At 62.8% G+C, this 17,388-nt stretch carries 17 protein-coding genes; 8 read left to right on the forward strand and 9 right to left on the reverse strand.

What is annotated here, in order from left to right:
- Positions 1–113: 113 nt before the first annotated feature.
- The 4 genes from QN222_RS28585 to QN222_RS28600 all read left to right on the forward strand — a co-directional run bounded on the left by QN222_RS28585 (position 114) and on the right by QN222_RS28600 (position 4,759).
- A complete protein-coding gene (locus QN222_RS28585) occupies positions 114–935 on the forward strand; it encodes an ATP-binding cassette domain-containing protein (RefSeq protein ID WP_283965099.1) in 822 nt (273 codons plus the stop codon).
- Entirely contained in the window at positions 932–2,194 is a 1,263-nt protein-coding gene (locus QN222_RS28590) for a sugar ABC transporter permease (protein WP_284005717.1), read from the forward strand. The genes QN222_RS28585 and QN222_RS28590 overlap by 4 nt, the downstream gene beginning before the upstream one ends.
- Before the next feature lie 27 nt (positions 2,195–2,221).
- Positions 2,222–2,950 (forward strand): SDR family oxidoreductase, encoded by a 729-nt coding sequence (locus tag QN222_RS28595; protein ID WP_283965644.1) that lies wholly within the window; start codon positions 2,222–2,224, stop codon positions 2,948–2,950.
- 177 nt (positions 2,951–3,127) lie between these two features.
- Positions 3,128–4,759, forward strand: a complete 1,632-nt coding sequence (locus QN222_RS28600; RefSeq protein WP_283965643.1) for an FGGY-family carbohydrate kinase — start codon at positions 3,128–3,130, stop codon at positions 4,757–4,759.
- 76 nt (positions 4,760–4,835) lie between these two features.
- Here QN222_RS28600 and QN222_RS28605 read toward each other — a convergent pair whose 3' ends face one another.
- Together QN222_RS28605 and QN222_RS28610 are read right to left on the reverse strand one after the other, a co-directional pair.
- Positions 4,836–5,858, reverse strand: a complete 1,023-nt coding sequence (locus QN222_RS28605; protein ID WP_283965642.1) for an LLM class flavin-dependent oxidoreductase — start codon at positions 5,856–5,858, stop codon at positions 4,836–4,838.
- Positions 5,859–6,006: 148 nt separating this feature from the next.
- Entirely contained in the window at positions 6,007–7,065 is a 1,059-nt protein-coding gene (locus QN222_RS28610) for an adenylate/guanylate cyclase domain-containing protein (RefSeq protein ID WP_283965641.1), read from the reverse strand.
- 250 nt (positions 7,066–7,315) lie between these two features.
- Here QN222_RS28610 and QN222_RS28615 point away from each other — a divergent pair, with 250 nt between their 5' ends.
- The 4 genes from QN222_RS28615 (at position 7,316) to QN222_RS28630 (ending at position 10,975) form a co-directional block, all read left to right on the forward strand.
- Positions 7,316–7,765, forward strand: coding sequence for an SRPBCC family protein (locus tag QN222_RS28615; RefSeq protein WP_283965640.1), 450 nt, complete (start codon positions 7,316–7,318; stop codon positions 7,763–7,765).
- 235 nt (positions 7,766–8,000) lie between these two features.
- Entirely contained in the window at positions 8,001–8,945 is a 945-nt protein-coding gene (gene gshB, locus QN222_RS28620) for a glutathione synthase (protein ID WP_283965639.1), read from the forward strand.
- A 178-nt stretch (positions 8,946–9,123) separates the two neighbouring features.
- Entirely contained in the window at positions 9,124–9,759 is a 636-nt protein-coding gene (locus QN222_RS28625) for a LysE family translocator (RefSeq protein ID WP_283965638.1), read from the forward strand.
- A 208-nt stretch (positions 9,760–9,967) separates the two neighbouring features.
- Positions 9,968–10,975, forward strand: a complete 1,008-nt coding sequence (locus QN222_RS28630; RefSeq protein WP_283965637.1) for a serine hydrolase — start codon at positions 9,968–9,970, stop codon at positions 10,973–10,975.
- A gap of 45 nt (positions 10,976–11,020) precedes the next feature.
- Here the strand turns inward: QN222_RS28630 and QN222_RS28635 are convergent, their stop codons facing one another.
- From QN222_RS28635 to QN222_RS28665, 7 genes are all read right to left on the reverse strand, one after another.
- A complete protein-coding gene (locus QN222_RS28635) occupies positions 11,021–11,356 on the reverse strand; it encodes a cytochrome C oxidase subunit IV family protein (protein WP_283965636.1) in 336 nt (111 codons plus the stop codon).
- Positions 11,357–11,366: 10 nt separating this feature from the next.
- Positions 11,367–12,089 (reverse strand): heme-copper oxidase subunit III family protein, encoded by a 723-nt coding sequence (locus QN222_RS28640; RefSeq protein WP_284005719.1) that lies wholly within the window; start codon positions 12,087–12,089, stop codon positions 11,367–11,369.
- 10 nt (positions 12,090–12,099) lie between these two features.
- Complete coding sequence (locus tag QN222_RS28645; protein WP_283964676.1) at positions 12,100–12,798, reverse strand: cytochrome c oxidase subunit 3; 699 nt, start codon at positions 12,796–12,798, stop codon at positions 12,100–12,102.
- A complete protein-coding gene (gene ctaD, locus QN222_RS28650; RefSeq protein WP_283964677.1) occupies positions 12,795–14,576 on the reverse strand; it encodes a cytochrome c oxidase subunit I in 1,782 nt (593 codons plus the stop codon). Before ctaD ends, QN222_RS28645 begins: the two co-directional genes overlap by 4 nt.
- A gap of 141 nt (positions 14,577–14,717) precedes the next feature.
- Positions 14,718–15,560 carry a cytochrome c oxidase subunit II gene (locus QN222_RS28655; RefSeq protein ID WP_283964678.1) on the reverse strand — a complete coding sequence of 281 codons (843 nt, stop codon included), beginning with the start codon at positions 15,558–15,560 and terminating at the stop codon, positions 14,718–14,720.
- 142 nt (positions 15,561–15,702) lie between these two features.
- Entirely contained in the window at positions 15,703–16,089 is a 387-nt protein-coding gene (locus tag QN222_RS28660) for a cytochrome c family protein (protein ID WP_283964679.1), read from the reverse strand.
- A 224-nt stretch (positions 16,090–16,313) separates the two neighbouring features.
- Entirely contained in the window at positions 16,314–17,381 is a 1,068-nt protein-coding gene (locus tag QN222_RS28665) for a sn-glycerol-3-phosphate ABC transporter ATP-binding protein UgpC (protein WP_283964680.1), read from the reverse strand.
- Positions 17,382–17,388 lie beyond the last annotated feature (7 nt).

The raw sequence follows: 17,388 nt of genomic DNA on the forward strand, positions 1-17,388 counted from the left end.
TGCATGTTTCCCTAGTCACATCCGATTTAAGGGCAGAACACGCAGCAATTCAAAAGTGCTACAGCGTTTTTTTGCCGTCTGACGCGGCGCTGTGGTTGAAAGGTCGAAAGGCGATGACACGCGATATCCAGAGTGCTCCCGCAAAAGGTGAGCCTGTGCTGCGTCTTCGCGGCATATCCAAGAATTTTGGCGCCGTATCCGCACTCACCGACATCGAGCTCGACGTCAACGCGGGCGAAGTCGTCGCGTTGGTGGGAGACAACGGCGCCGGCAAGTCGACGCTCGTCAAGATCCTCGCCGGCGTGCATCAACCATCCGCGGGCACGATCGAGTTCTGCGGGGAAGGCGTGACGCTCGACAATCCCGCAAAGGCGCTTGGCCTCGGGATTGCGACGGTCTTCCAGGACCTGGCGCTGTGCGAAAATCTCGATGTCGTCGCGAACCTGTTCCTCGGCCACGAACTGGCCCCCTGGCAACTCGACGAAGTCGCGATGGAAGTGCGCGCCTGGACGCTTCTGCGGGAGCTGGCCGCGCGCATCCCGTCCGTGCGCCAGCCGATCGCGTCGCTCTCCGGCGGCCAGCGCCAGACGGTGGCGATCGCGCGCTCGCTGCTGTTGGATCCCAAGCTCATCATGCTCGATGAGCCGACGGCGGCACTCGGCGTCGCCCAGACCGCCGAAGTCCTCAACCTGATCGAACGCGTCCGCGACCGCGGGCTCGGCGTGATCATCATCAGCCACAACATGGAAGACGTGCGCGCGGTGGCGGATCGCATCGTCGTGCTGCGGCTTGGCCGGAACAACGGCGTCTTCCTGCCGGACGCGTCCAACCATGACCTCGTAACCGCGATCACCGGTGCCACGGAGAACGCCGTTTCGCGCCGGCTCGACCGCAAGACCGGCCTCGCCAACGAGCAGAGCGGAGGAGCCGCATGAGCCAGAATCCTTCGAACACCGCTGTCCAGACCCAGCAGAGGCTTGACCGCAGCGATGAACGTGTGCGCCACGACGAGGGAATCCTCGACATGGTGTGGGGGTTCATCGATCGCGTGCGGTCCGGCGACCTCGGCATGCTGCCGGTCGCGGTAGGCCTCATTGTCATATCGATCATCTTTTCAGCCCTCAATCCGGTCTTTCTTGCTCCCAACAACCTGGTGAACCTGCTCTTCGATTGCGCCACCGTGGGCGTGATCTCGCTGGGGATCATCTGCGTGCTGGTGCTGGGCGAAATCGACCTTTCGGTGGGCTCCATGAGCGGCCTCGCCTCGGCGATGGTCGGGGTCCTGTGGGTAAATTCCGGCTGGCCGATCGCCGCAGCGATCTTCGCGGCGCTTCTGGTCGGCGCCACAGTCGGACTGATCTACGCGACCCTCTACAACCGGCTCGGGATGCCGAGCTTCATTGCCACGCTCGCTGGTCTTCTCGCGCTGCTGGGCATGCAGCTCTATATCCTCGGGCCGACCGGTTCGATCAACCTGCCGTACGCTTCCTCGCTCGTCCGCTTCGGACAGATAATGATCATGCCGGACTGGCTCTCCCATACGCTGGCGCTGGTGCCGGGCCTGGTAATGGTCGGCAAGGGTATGCGCACGATGCGCCAGCGGCAGGCGGCGAACCTCTCCGCGCAGCCACTCGGTGCGCTGATCATCAAGGCGGTCGTGCTTACGGTCGCGCTTGAAGTGGCAGTCTTCTACCTCAATCTCGGCCGCGGCGTGCCGTGGATGTTCGGCTTGTTCGTCGCTCTTGCCGTGATCCTCAATTACGCGCTGACGCGCACGAAGTGGGGCCGGTCGATGTTCGCAGTCGGCGGCAACCGGGAGGCCGCGCGCCGGTCGGGCATCAACGTGCGACGGATCTACATGAGCGCCTTCGTTCTCTGCTCCACGCTCGCCACGCTCGGCGGCATCCTGTCGGCATCACGTCTTGCCTCCTCAAGCCAGCAGGCCGGCACGGGCGACGTCAACCTCAATGCAATCGCTGCGGCCGTCATCGGCGGCACCAGCCTCTTCGGCGGGCGTGGCAGCGCCTATTCGGCCCTGCTCGGCATCATCGTCATCCAGGCGATCTCGAACGGCCTGACGCTTCTCAATCTGAGTTCGTCGCTCCGCTACATGATCACCGGCGGCGTTCTGGCAATCGCAGTCATCGTCGACTCGTTGGCCCGTCGTTCCCGTGTCAGCCACGGACGCGCGTGATCCAATCTATTGGAAAGGAGTTTTAAAATGGCCGACCTCATGAAAGGCAAAGTCGCCGCCATCACCGGCGCAGCATCGGGCATCGGCCTGGAATGCGCCCGCACGCTGCTTGCGGAAGGGGCGAAGGTCGTTCTCATCGATCGCGCGCAGGACAAGCTGGAACAGCTCTGCGCCGAGCTCGGCGACAACGCCCTGCCGCTGGTCGTCGATCTTCTCAAGCCCGCCGAAGTCTCAGGGATGCTTCCGAGGATCTTGGATATCGCCGGAAAGCTCGACGTTTTCCACGCCAATGCCGGTGCCTATATCGGCGGTGCGGTGGCCGAAGGTGACCCGGACGCCTGGGACCGGATGCTGAACCTCAACATCAACGCGGCGTTCCGCTCGGTGCACGCGGTGCTGCCCTATATGATCGAACAGAAGTCGGGCGACATCCTCTTCACGAGTTCGATTGCGGGCGTTGTCCCCGTCGTCTGGGAGCCGATCTACACGGCATCGAAATTTGCCGTGCAAGCTTTTGTGCACAGCACGCGGCGACAGGTGGCGCCACATGGCGTACGCGTCGGGGCCGTATTGCCTGGGCCCGTCGTGACGGCACTGCTCGACGACTGGCCCAAGGCGAAGATGGAAGAAGCACTTGCCAACGGCAGCCTCATGCAGCCGAAGGAAGTGGCGGATGCGGTGCTCTTCATGCTGACGCGCCCGCGCAACGTCACGATCCGCGATCTGGTGATCCTGCCCAATAGCGTCGATCTCTAGATCACGATGATTTAGGTCGGCTCGACCTAAATCATAAACGTGATCGATTCTAATAGGTTAGAGCGGGATGCAGGCGGAAAACCGCGCACACTTTTCCTCATCCCGCTCTGATTGCTTCCGACGGCGCGAGGCCCAGGCCTCCGCCGATCCACGTTCCTGACTTGCAGGCGGTAGACCATGACCAACAGTTCCCCCGCACGCCCCACGGGCGGCGAACGATATCTCATCGGCGTTGATGTCGGCACCGGAAGCGCAAGAGCGGGTCTATTCGACCTGACCGGCCGGCTGCTGGCGTCGGGCAAGCGCGATATCACGCTCTTTCGCGAGGCTGGTTCCATCGTGGAGCAGTCGAGTTCGGAGATCTGGTCTGCCGTCTGCGCAGCCGTTTGCGAGGCGGTTTCCGCTGCAAGCGTCGATCCTGCAAAAGTCGTAAGCATCGGCTTCGATGCGACCTGTTCGCTCGTCGTCCTTGGCGATGACGGGCGGTCCCTTCCGGTCGGACCGTCGGAGGACGCTCAGCGCGATATCATCGTCTGGATGGACCACCGCGCCGTTGACCAGGCGGAGCGCATCAACGCCAAGGGTCACGCTGTGCTGCGCTATGTCGGCGGGCGCATATCGCCCGAGATGGAGACGCCGAAGCTTCTCTGGTTGCGCGAAAATCGTCCTCGCGTCTTCGATGCCGCCTGGCAATTCTTCGACCTTGCGGATTTCCTGACCTGGCGGGCAACGGGCGACCTTGCCCGTTCGACCTGCACGGTGACGTGCAAGTGGACCTATCTCGCGCACGAGAAGCGCTGGGATCCGGATTATTTTCGCGCGATCGGCCTTGGCCAACTCGCGGATGAAGACTTCGTGCGCATAGGTCAGCGCGTCGTGGAGCCGGGCACGCCGGTTGGAAACGGGCTGACGGACCGCGCCGCCGAGGAGTTGGGTCTCGCAGCCGGCACACCGGTCGGAGCCGGCATGATCGACGCCCACGCCGGCGGCATCGGAACGGTCGGCGTTGATGGCCCCCCCGAGAGCAACCTTGGCTATGTCTTCGGAACTTCCTCCTGCACGATGACGTCTACGTCGGAGCCGGTTTTCGTGCCCGGCGTGTGGGGACCTTACTATTCGGCAATGGTGCCGGGGATGTGGCTGAACGAGGGCGGCCAGTCCGCCGCGGGCGCTGCGATCGAGCAGCTTCTGTCTTTCCACCCGGCGGCCGGCGAGGCGCTGGAGCTCGCAGGACGACGCGGCCTCTCGCTGCCGGTCCTGTTGGCGGAGCTTGCCGCGCAGAAAGTCCAGACGCTGTCGGACGCGGTGGAACTGGCCGGCGGAATCCACGTCGTTCCGGAATTTCTCGGCAACCGTGCGCCGTTTGCCGATCCGCATGCTCGCGCGGTCGTCGCCGGGCTCGGCATGGAGAGGGATCTCGACAATCTCGTGTCGCTCTACGTGGCCGGACTATGTGGTATCGGTTACGGGCTGCGTCAGATCATCGATACGCAGGCTTCGTCCGGCGCTCTGATTGACAAGATCGTCATCAGCGGGGGGGCGGGCCAGCTTGATCTCGTCCGCCAGTTGCTCGCGGACGCGACCGGGAAGCCGGTTCTGGCGACGCGCTCCGAAGAGCCTGTGCTTCTCGGAGCGGCCATCCTCGGAAGCGTGGCGGCAGGCGAGTTCCCGGACGTTCGCTCGGCGATGGCAGGGCTTTCCGGCACGGATCGCAGCTACGTGCCTGCCGGCGGTGAAATCGCGGCACTTCATGCGCTGAGATACGATGCCTTCAGGAAGCTCCAGTCGCTGGCGCGGGAGATCCGGTAGGCCCGTCTCGATCCCGGCGGGTGAAGCGACTGCAGGCGGCTGCTTCCATGCACCATTTCGGCTCCCGCGGCGGGCCTCAGCGCCACCCGAGAACGGGAGCGATGTGGGTGAGGATCGCCTCTATGACATGCGCGTTATAGTCGACGCCAAGCTGGTTGGGGACGGTCAGGAGCAGCGTATCGGCCTCCGCGATCGCCTCGTCCTTCGCGAGTTCCTCAACGAGGACGTCCGGCTCGCCGGCGTAGCTCCGACCGAAAATCGCGCGGGTCTTCTCGTCGATGAAGCCGATCTTGTCCTCATCCTGACCGCCTCGTCCGAAGTAGGCGCGGTCGCGGTCGTCCACCAATGCGAAGATGCTGCGGCTGACTGACACCCGTGGCTCGCGCTCGTGGCCTGCCGCCTTCCATGCCTCGCGGAACGCGCGGATCTGGTCGGCCTGCTGCACATGGAAGGGAAGGCGGGTCTCGTCATCCTTGAGTGTGGAACTCTGCAAATTCATGCCCAGCTTGGCTGCCCAAACGGCAGTGGCGTTGGAGCTGGCGCCCCACCAGATCCGTTCGCGCAGCCCCTCCGAGTGCGGCTCGATACGCAGCAAGCCGGGAGGATTGGGAAACATCGGTCGTGGATTGGGTTGAGCAAAGCCTTCGCCGCGCAGCACATCGAGCAGGACCTCTGCATGGCGCCGCGCCATGTCGGCGTCGGTGCTGCCCTCGGGTGGCTGGTAGCCGAAGTAACGCCATCCGTCGATGACCTGCTCGGGCGAACCGCGACTGATCCCAAGCTGCAGGCGCCCGCCGGCGATGATGTCGGCCGCACCCGCATCCTCGGCCATGTACATCGGGTTTTCGTAGCGCATGTCGATGACCGCTGTGCCGATCTCGATGCGGCTTGTCTTCGCGCCGATCGCCGAAAGCAGCGGGAATGGCGAGGCCAATTGGCGTGCGAAGTGATGCACGCGAAAATACGCCCCGTCGGCGCCGAGCTCCTCGGCAGCGACGGCGAGATCGATGGACTGCAGCAGCGCGTCGGACGCCGAGCGCGTCTCCGAGTGCGGCGAGGGCGACCAGTGCCCGAACGAGAGAAAGCCGATCTTCTTCATGGTTGTGCAGCCCGTGATGTTGCAGCCATTGCTTCATGGCACAAATCCGGCGCGGGATATAGGCATGCCATGCGCCGTCGCGCCCCGCACTGAGCGCGGGGGGCCTGCCAAGGCGATCCGAACAGATGATGTACCGCCCGACAGCCGCTCAAGTATCCGGCAGGGTGAATACGGGGCAGGGCGTCGCGATGCCGCGTAACACGTGTTCGCCGAGCGGCACCAGCGGCGTGGTGGTCTCGGCGGCGACCGCGCCCGAGATCAGCACCGACTGGCCAAGCGGCCGGCACAGCCCCTCCAGCCGGCTGACCAGGTTGACCGCCGGGCCGATGGCGGTGAAATCCAGCCGGTCGGCCGCACCGATATTGCCCCACAATATCTCGCCGAGATGCAGCGCCACCCCGAAGGGCAGCGGCGGGAGTCCTTGCGCCTCACGCGTGGCATCGAGATGGGCCATGCCGGCGCGCGCCGCGACGACAGCGCGCAATGCCGCCGCGCAGGCCTCGGCCGGTGTGCCGGAGACCGGAAAGATCGCCAGCAGGCCATCGCCCATGAACTTCAGCACTTCACCCCCGAAGACGTGAATTGCCCCGGCGACGCGGTCGAACCAGGCATCGAGGGTGGCGATCATCGCCTGGGGTTCCGTCGCCTCGGACAGGGCGGTGAAGTTGCGCAGGTCGGTACAAAGCAGCACGGCGCGGATGGTCTCTCCGGTGCCCCGACTGAGCGCGCCGGCCTGAACCCGGGCGGCGCTACGGCGGCCGAGATAGGCCTCGAGCAGCGTTGTAAGTGCCGCCCGTTCGGTCAAGGCGGCCAAAGGGGCGGCCGCGAAACGTGCGGCCTGGCACAGCCGGGACCTCTCGGCAGGATCGAATGGTCGGCTGCCGGCCCAGCCCAGCACCAATCTGTCCGGCGCCGGGCCGACCGTGTCCTCCAACACCGGCCCCAGCGCCGCAAGCCAGTCGTGTCCTGCCTGGTTGGATGGGCTGCCGGCAAAAGCCAGCGCCTCGGTCACCGTCCCGGTCTCCGCTCGCCACAGCCAGGTGCGGCGGGCGACGATTGGATGCGGCACCGCCATCGTCAGCGCACCGCCGGCCAACGGAAGACCGTCGGCCAGCAGCCGGCGGCCGAGCTCGGCCAAAAACCGATCCGGGCCGGGCGACGCGCCGGCCTCGTCGACCAGCCAGGCAAGGGGTGCGGGTAGATCCATGGCGCGATCATAGCGTCACGTTCGCTTACCTGTCATCCGCGCTACAGCGGCGTTTGCTGGGCCGGAGCCGACGCATCGGAAGAACGTTCAGCAAATTCAAAGATCTAAAGCGACTCTTGTCTATCTCGAGAAACGCGCGAGGCCGTAAGTGGTGGCGCGGGCAGCCGCGCGGGTCTATCATCGATACCTGCCCGACGTTTCTCCGTTTGACCACAGTCGGCCAGCTCATCGCAACCATTGGGGGAGACCGATGCCTGAGACCCTCGTCGTCCGTCGCGAAACACACATTTCAGCGCCACCCGCCGCGGTGTTCGCCCTGCTGACCGATCCTGAAAAGATCCTGCGCTGGATGGGAACGGAAGCGGACGTCGAGCCGGAGCCCGGCGGGCTCTATCTCGTCAACGTCACCGGTGCCCGCTTCGCTCGCGGCTCCTTCCGCGAGGTCGTGCCGGTCCATCGCCTGGTGTACAGCTTCGGTTGGGACGACAGCGAGATCGTGCCGCCGGCGTCGAGCCTTGTCGAGATCGACCTCATCGAACAGCCGGATGGAACGCTGCTCAGGCTGACCCACAGCGGTCTGCCCAATGCCGAACAGTGCGCAGGCCATGCGGAAGGCTGGGCCCATTATCTCGACCGGCTGGGCGAGGTTGCGGCCGGGCGCGATCCGGGCCCGGACCCCTGGCACGGCCGCACCGGCTGACGTACCGAACATTTCCAAGTCGACCTAAACGCCGTCCCTGTTCCGCGTCCGATTGCATCGAGATCGACGAGTCTTCGCATAAGGCATCTGCGACCGTTGCACGGAGGTCGAAGTCATGCTTCAAGATGGCACGTCACGGACATGTGCCAGCCCGGATGCATGTCTTCAATGAGGTCGGCGAGACCGCCAGCCGGCCCAAATTCATATTGGCGGCGGTTCGCCCGAGAGACTCTCCATGGTACTCAAAGTTGCGGTCCAGATGGACCATATTTCCTCAATCAATATCGCAGGCGATAGCGCCTTTGCCTTGATGCTGGAGGCGCAGGCGCGCGGACACGAGCTTTATCATTATACTCCCGACCGCCTGGCGATGATCGGCGACAATGTCTTTTGCGCGCTTGAACCGGTGGAAGTGCGCGACGAGAAAGGCAACCATTTCGTGCTCGGGGAGAAGCAACGTGCGAACCTCGCTGACGTCGACGTGGTGCTCATGCGCCAGGACCCGCCATTCGACCTGTCCTACATCGCGGCGACCCATATCCTGGAAAAAATTCATCCCAAGACCCTGGTTGTCAACGATCCGGCTCAAGTGCGCAACGCTCCGGAGAAACTCTTCGTCACGGAGTTCTCGGATCTGATGCCTCCGACCCTCATCACACGCGACAAGGCGGAAATCGACTTGTTCCGCGCCGAATACGGCGACATCGTCATGAAACCGCTTTTCGGCCACGGCGGTGCGGCAGTGGTCCGCCTCACCAAGGACGATCTCAACTACGGCTCGCTCTACGACATCTTCGCGACGACCTTCCGTGAGCCTTGGGTCATTCAGCAGTTCCTGCCGAACGTGAAGCACGGGGACAAGCGCATCCTTCTTGTTGACGGTGAGTTTGCAGGAGCGGTCAACCGTGTGCCGGCGGCCGGCGATCTGCGCTCCAACATGGTGCGCGGCGGCGCGCCGACCGTCGCTGACCTGACGAAGAAGGAACGGGAAATCTGCGAGCGTCTGGGCCCGTCGCTCCGCGAGAAGGGGCTTATTCTCGTCGGCATCGACGTCATCGATGACAAGCTCACCGAGATAAACGTGACGGCGCCGACCGGCATCCGTGCGGTAAGGAAGCTTGGTGGCCCGGACGTGGCAGCGAAGGTATGGGACGTGCTGGAGGCGAAACGGGCGGGGTGACGGTCTTCTGGTGACATCGCTGCAGAGCCGTTGACGGACGACGCTACCGGATGGCTCTGAGGATCTGCAAACGAAATCGAAGAAGACCGGCACCGGGGCGGAAAATCAATCAAAACTAATCATTTTTGCATCAACTGACCGGATGGTAGCGTGAAGGTCCAGTTCGATTGGATCGCCTATGCTCGAATATTCGCTTGCTCATTGGATGGCATTCCTCACGGCTGCCATCCTGCTGAACTTGTCTCCTGGTCCAGACATGGCCCTTATCCTTGGCCATACGATCAAGACCGGGACGAGGGCGGGATTTTCAGCGCTCTTCGGCATTTGGACCGGCTCGCTCGTCCATGTCCTTCTGGCCGCGTTCGGCCTCTCGGCAGTTCTCGCCGCATCGGCAACCGCCTTCACGGCCGTCAAGTGGATCGGCGCGGTCTACCTCGTGTGGCTCGGTATCCAGGCGCTACGCACAGGGGGCGAGAGTGCTTTTGCGAAAGCGCAGGACGAAGCCTTGAACTGGAGACAGATTTATCGCCAGGGTGTCCTGGTTGCTGCGCTCAACCCCAAAGTCGCCATCTTCTTCCTCGCGTTCCTGCCGCAGTTCGTCGTGGAGGGCGCTGGGCCGGCCTGGTTGCAGCTTGCCGTGCACGGCCTCCTGATCATCGTCGTTGCAGCGTTCATCGAACCGCCGCTTATCCTTGCTGGCGCACGGTTCACCAGTTTTATCAAGCGGAATGGCCGCATCTCACTCTGGCTCGATCGCGGCCTTGGCGCGCTTTTCATTGCGCTCGGCATCCGCCTGGCGATGACGACTCGGTAGGCTAATGCATGTCGCCCAAAAGTGTGCAGCGGTTTTGGGACAACGACATGCATGAAAACAGGATCTAAAGCGCGTCGCATGAGGCCGTTTGAACGCGACGCGCTTTGGGCACCCAGCGGGGCGCTTCCGCAATAAACTGGTTTCAAATCGACGTGAGTTTTGCCGGCCGCGTGGTGATTTCGTCGCGCATCCACCCTAGGTGAGACGCATGATCAAGCTGATTGCGGCCTTCCTCTCGTTCCTAGCGTTCCTGCCGGCTGCGATCGCGCAGGAGGCCTCTTCCGTGCCTTCGCTGCTCGACGACCTTGCGGGCCGTCAGGATCTGACTTCCCTGAAGACAGTCGTCATTGCCCGTAACGGCAAGGTCGTTGCGGAGCGCGGCTATCGTGGTCATGCGCCAGAGGATTCGACCAACATCAAGTCAGCGTCGAAGTCCATCGTCTCGGCGCTTGTTGGCATTGCGATCGATAAGGGCCTGCTCGAAGGCCCCGACCAGAAAATCGCGCCGATCCTGAAGAGCGACCTGCCGGCATCGCCGGATCCCCGGATCAACGACATCACGATCGGCAACCTGCTTTCGATGCAGGCAGGGCTCGGCCGAATGTCGGGGCCGAATTACGGGCGCTGGGTCTCCAGCCGCAATTGGGTCCGTTTTGCACTCTCCCAGCCCTTCGACGAGGAGCCCGGCGGGCGGATGCTCTATTCCACGGCCTCCACCCATCTTCTTTCGGCGATCCTGACGAAAGTCAGCGGCAAGTCGACCTTGGTACTGGCGCGCGATTGGCTCGGTCCGGTCGACGGCTTCCGGATCGGCGCCTGGGAACGCGATCCGCAGGGAATTTATCTCGGCGGCAACCAGATGGCGATGAGCGCCCGCTCGCTGCTCGCCTTCGGAGAGCTCTACCGCAATCGCGGCAGGACCGCCGAAGGCCGGCAGATCATCCCGGAAGATTGGATCGAGCTCTCCTGGCAGGCGCGCACCAATTCGCGTTTCTCAGGCGACGCCTATGGCTATGGCTGGTTCGCGCGGCAGATCGGCGGCGAAGATGTCCATTTCGCCTGGGGCTATGGCGGGCAGATGCTCTACATCGTCCCGTCGCTGGAATTGACCGTCGTGATGACCTCGGAAGAGAGCGGGCCTTCGGCCCGCAACGGCTATCGCGACGCGCTGCATGGTGTCATGGCCGAGATCGTCAATGCGGTCCGAGCATCCTGAGCGTGGGATGCCACGGTCGGGATGACGGCGTGCATGCGCATCCGTTCAGGGCGCAGCGCCGAAGAACAGGAGCCGCGTCAAGAGCACGTAGGTCGACTCCGACACCATCATCGCCACGAAAACCAGGACGAGTAGGGGGGGCAGCAAAATCGCGTAGATCAGTGCGAGGCGCTCCCAGGCCATGTGCATGAATACGGCGACGATGAGGCCGGCCTTGAGCACCATGAAAATCAGGATGAGCGACCAGCGCAGATAACCCTGAAGGCCGACATAGTCGACCAGGTAGGAAAAGGTGCTGAGGACGAAAAGCAGGCCCCAGACCAGAAGGTAGAGCTTGATCGGGTGGTGCTGCTGCTCGGCATGCGCCTCAACCGGAGCCATGATGCCCTCCTCACCAAAGATAGAAGAATGCAAAGATGAAGACCCAGACCAGATCGACAAAGTGCCAGTAGAGGCCGGTGATCTCGACGATCTCGTAGTGACCCTTGCGGCTTGTGAAGAAGCCACGCCGCTCCGTGTCGAAATCGCCGCGCCAGACTTTGCGGGCGATGATCAACAGGAAGATCACGCCGATCGTGACGTGGGTGCCGTGAAAGCCGGTGATCATGAAGAAGGTCGAGCCGAACTGCGCCGCCCCCCAGGGATTGCCCCACGGCCGCACGCCCTCGGCGATCAGCTTCGACCATTCGAAGGCCTGCATGCCGACAAAGGTGGCGCCGAACAGCGCGGTCAGGAGCATCAGCGCGGCGGTTTTGCGACGGTCGCGGCGGTAGCCGTAGTTGACGGCCATCGCCATGGTGCCGCTGCTGGAGATCAGGACGAAGGTCATGATGGCGATGAGAATCAGCGGCACCTGAACCCCGCCGATCTCCAGCGCGAAGACCTCGCTCGGGTTCGGCCAGGGCACGGTGGTCGCCATGCGGGCGGACATGTAGGCGATCAGGAAGCAGCCGAAAATGAACGTGTCGCTCAGGAGGAAGATCCACATCATGGCCTTGCCCCAGGAGACGTTTTTGAAGGCCCGCTGGTCCGAGGCCCAGTCGGCGGCCAAGCCGGCGAGACCGGATGGGCGGGAGAGCGTTTCCAAGGAGGACGGCTTTAGTGGAGCGGACATGTCAGCGTTCCTATGTCAGCAATTGACGGCAGAGATCGACGACGTCGTTGGCCCAACCGGAAAAGAGGGCAAAGAGAACCAGCCAGACGGCCAGCATGAAATGCCAGTAGGTGGCGCAGAGCCCGATGGAGAGGTGTGCTCTTCGGTCGATCGGCGCATCCCACGTACGCAGGATGACGCGCGCAAGCACCGCGATCCCACCGACGATGTGCAGGCCGTGCATGCCGGTGAGCATGTAGAAAAAGCTGTTGGCGGGGCTGCTGGTCAAAAAATATCCGGCGGAAGAGAGCGCGCGCCAGGCGAAAAGCTGTCCGACGAGGAAGGCGAGGCCCGCGGCGAGCGCAACGAGAAGGCTCGTTCGGGCAGCGTCGTCGTTCCGCCGCTCGGCTTCGACCTTGGCCCAATGCAGGGTCGCGCTGCTCAGGGCAAGAATACCGGTGTTGATCCAGAGAAAGCGCGGGACGGGCAGCGGCGACCAGTCGGACGAGGCCATGCGCATGAAATAGGCGCTGATGAAAAGCGTGAAGAGCGCGCCGACGACCGCGAGGAAAACAGCGAGACCGATCTTTGCGGCCGGTACGGGCTCGGCGCCGCGATGGTCATGCAGATGACCGACTTCCAGCCACGGCTTCGAGGCCAGTCGCTGTTGTGCCAGCCACCAGGCGATGATGACGGCGATGACCGCCAGGAAGACCAGCACGACCGTCATGAGACGGCCTCGTGGGTTACGCGTCCCGGCCCAGGCTGGTTCTGCGGAATGAAGTCCTCCGGCGCGCCGGGGACGCTGTAGTCGTAAGCCCAGCGATAGACGACAGGCAGTTCCTTGCCCCAGTTGCCGTGCGGCGGCGGCGTCTCAGGCGTCTGCCATTCGAGCGTCGTCGCGCGCCAGGGATTGCCGCCGGCATCCCTGCCGTGGCGCAGGCTCCAGACGAGGTTGAAAAGGAAGACGATCTGGGCTGCGCCAACGACGAGTGCCGCGACGCTGATGAAGGCATTGAGGCTGTGCACCGACTCCGGCACGAACGCCGTTTCGCCGAGTTCGTAGTAGCGGCGCGGAACGCCGACGAGGCCGACATAGTGCATCGGGAAGAAGATCGCGTAGGAGCCGAGGAAGGTGGTCCAGAAGTGCACCTGGCCGAGCGCCTCGTTGAGCATGCGCCCGGTGATCTTCGGATACCAGTGATAGATCGCCCCGAAGATGACCAGAATCGGCGCGACGCCCATGACCATGTGGAAATGCGCGACGACGAACATGGTGTCGGAGAGCGGCACGTCCACCACGACATTGCCGAGGAACAGCCCGGTCAGTCCGCCGTTGACGAAGGTGACGATGAAGGCGAGGGCGAAGAGCATCGGCAAGGTCAGGTGGATGTCGCCCCGCCAGAGCGTCAGTACCCAATTGTAGACCTTGATTGCCGTCGGCACTGCGATGATCAGCGTCGTGGTGGCGAAGAAGAAACCGAAATAGGGGTTCATGCCGCTGACGTACATGTGGTGCGCCCAGACGACCATGGACAGCGCGCCGATGATGACGATCGCCCAAACCATCATGCGATACCCGAAGATGTTCTTGCGCGCATGCGTGCTGATGAGGTCCGAAACGATGCCGAAGGCCGGCAGGGCGACGATGTAGACCTCCGGATGACCGAAGAACCAGAAGAGATGCTGGAACAGGATCGGGCTGCCGCCGCCATATTGCAGTTGCTCGCCCATCTCGGAGATCGCCGGCATGAAGAAACTCGTGCCGAGCAGCCGATCAAAAAGCATCATGACGCAGGCGACGAACAGCGCCGGGAAGGCGAGCAGGGCCATGACCGTGGCGGTGACGATGCCCCAGACCGTCAGCGGCATGCGCATCAACGTCATGCCACGCGCCCGGCCTTGCAGAACAGTGACGACGTAGTTGAGCCCGCCCATCGTGAAGCCGATGATGAAGATGATCAGCGAAGAGAGCATCAGGATGATGCCCCAATCCTTGCCGCCGGGCGTATTGGACAGAATTGCCTGGGGCGGGTAAAGCGTCCAGCCGGCCCCGGTCGGCCCGCCGGGAGCGAAAAAGCTTGCGACCAGCACCAGCACCGCGATGAGATAGATCCAGTAGCTCAGCATGTTCGCGTAGGGAAAGACCATGTCGCGGGCGCCGACCATGAGCGGGATCAGATAGTTGCCGAAGCCGCCGAGGAAGAGCGCGGTCAGCAGATAGATCACCATGATCATCCCGTGCATGGTGATGAACTGGTAATAGCGATCGGCGTCAATGAAGTCGAACGTCCCGGGGAAGCCGAGCTGCAGGCGCATCAGCCATGAGAGCACCAGTGCGACCATGCCGATGGCGATCGCCGTCGTCGCGTATTGGATGGCGATGACTTTCGCGTCCTGGCTGAAAACGTATCGCGTCCACCAGCTGTGCGGATGATAAAGTTCAACATCCTCGACTTCGGCGGGCGGGACCGCCTCGCCAATACCGGACCGGACGTCGACCATCATGCTCCTCCAAGTTTCCCAGTTTTCTACCTACAGCGCCGCGCGTCGAAGCAGATGCGCAAAGGACGCTGTAACACCTTGAATTGCTGCATCTTTTTCTCCTTAAATCGGCTATGATTTTAAGGAGACATGCGGTAGCGCTTCCTATTGCACCGACGAGGCGTCGGCCGCGACCGCCCTTGGGCTGTCACCGGACGATGCCGTCAATTGCGAAAAGGTCTGCTGCTCGGCGAGCCACGTCTGGTAATCGGCCTCGCTGTCGACCACCACGGTGCCGCGCATTTGAGGATGACCGGTGCCGCAAAGCTCTGCGCAGAGGATCTCGAACGTGCCTGTCCGCGTCGGCGTGAGCCAGAAATAGGTCACCATGCCGGGCACCATATCCATCTTGGCGCGAAACTCCGGCACATAGAAATCATGCAGGACATCGACCGAACGCAGGAGAACCTTGACGGGCTTGCCGACGGGCAGGTGCAACTCGCCACCTTCGATGATCACATCATCGAGGGTGGCTGCGTCATTGCGATTGAGCCCGAGCGTGTTCTCGGGCGCGACGTCGCGGGTTTCCGATGTTCCGAGCTTTCCGTCCTTGCCCGGCAGTCGGAAACTCCACAGCCATTGCTGGCCGACGACTTCGACCTCGGTTGCCGCCGCCGGGACGGTGATGAACTGGTTCCAGACGAAAAGGCCCGGCGCCAGCATCGCGATGACGCCAACGGTCGTGCTTACGGCGAGCCAGCCTTCGAGCCGTTTGTTTTCGGGTTCATAAGCGGCTTGGTTGCCGGGCCGATGGCGGAACCGGAAAACGCAATAGGCTGTAAACAGGACGACCGCGACGAAGACGAAGCCGGTGATCCAGAACGTTATGATGAGAGTATTGTCTATGTAATTCCAGTTGGAGGCGATTGGTGTCCACCACCAGGGACTCAACAAATGGAACAACACTGATCCGGCGGCCAACAAAACCAGAATCACCACCACGGCCATTTCTTGTCCCTCCTACCGTAATCGGCTGTGGGCATGAATACGCAATCCGTAGAGTTCCGATCACGATTATTGCACGAACGGAAAACAGTCGCAAATCGCCCGAAAGGGTTGTTGTCCAGTTCCCTTTCGCGCGACAGTACGCTTATTGCGAATATTGTTTGAGGTAGGCGAGCAGGTTGGAGATGTCCGTGTCATCCTTCAGACCGGGAAAGGCCATTTTGGTTCCTTTCACCTTTGCCTTCGGGTCGTGGAGGTAATCGCGCAACGTCGCTTCATCCCACTTGAGGCCCCCCTTGCCAGCCTCGACCATCGCCGGCGAGTAGCGGAAATTGGGATGTGTGCCGGCCGTCCTGCCCAGGACGTGATTGAGCGATGGACCGACCTTGTTGGTGTCCTTGTCGACGACGTGACAGACCTGGCATTTCTTGAAGACGGTCGCGCCGGCCTCGGCGTCGCCCTCTTGGGCGAGGGCCGTCAGCGGACAAAATACGAGTGCCGAGAAGGAGAGGGCAACAACAGGAATTCGCATGATACTTCCTCAATTTCGCCGGGCGCGGGGCAAGGAGGACTATCGTCAAATCGTTGTATTGGCGGTGCTTGCTTCTCTCAATGGTAGCGCGCCGAGGGCGGTTGATATTTGCGACAAGAACAAAACTAAGGCCCCCTTGGCAGAAGTCAATTGCCATGTCGGGGCGCTTCCGGCGCTGCGGAGCGGCTTTGCATGTGGCACTCCTGCCGCCTTCTGCGGGCGGATCAGACGCGATTGCCCTCGGCGTCGAAGAAATGCAGGTAGTGTGCGGGAAAGCGGACCGGGACGGTGCCGGAGGCTGTCAGGAAGGACCGGTCGTTGGTGAAGGCCTTGAAGCTTGTCCGGCCCAGCGACAAATGCAGGATGATGCCGAATCCGGTCGGCTCGACGAGGTCCACCGTCGCGAGCAGACTGTCCGGCCCGTGACCCGCAAGGACGACATGCTCCGGGCGTATGCCAAGCGTTGCCGGGGTACTATCCGCGATCGACGCGGACGCATCGAGCGGAACGCTGACGCCTCCTTCCGTCTCGAAACTCGGCCTGTCGCCGGCACGATAGGTGCCCTTGAAGAAATTCATGCCGGGAGAGCCGATGAAACCCGCCACGAAAAGGTTGGCGGGACGGTCGTAGAGCTCGAGCGGGCTTCCCACCTGCTGGACCACGCCGCCGTTCATCGCGACGATGCGGTCTGCCAGCGTCATCGCTTCGATCTGGTCGTGCGTCACGTAGATCGAGGTCGCGCCGAGATCCTTGTGCAGTTTCTTGATTTCGGCACGCATCTGTTCGCGCAGGCGCGCATCGAGATTGGAGAGCGGTTCGTCGAAAAGAAAAGCCTTCGGCTGTCGGACGATCGCTCGCCCCATTGCGACACGCTGGCGCTGGCCGCCGGAAAGCGCGCGCGGGCGGCGCTCCAGCAGCGGTTCGAGACCCAGCTTGGTCGCGGCGCCGGAAACGACGGTGGTGATCCTGTCCCTGGCCGTCTTGCGCAGTCGCAGGCTGTAGCTCATGTTCTTCTCGACCGACATGTGCGGATAGAGCGCATAGGACTGGAACACCATGGCGATGTCGCGGTCCTTCGGCGCGAGCTCGTTGACGCGCTTGCCGGCGATGCGGATCTCGCCGGCCGTCACGCTTTCAAGCCCCGCGATCATGCGCAGAAGCGTGGACTTACCGCAGCCGGACGGACCGACGAGGACGACGAATTCGCCATCCTTGATCTTCAGATCGACGTCGTGCAGCACCGGGTGGATGCCGTAGGATTTCTGGATATTGGCGATATCGATGGAAGCCATGGCTAGA

Origin of the sequence: Sinorhizobium sp. 6-70 (assembly GCF_030124375.1) — a bacterium.
Lineage (GTDB): Bacteria > Pseudomonadota > Alphaproteobacteria > Rhizobiales > Rhizobiaceae > Sinorhizobium.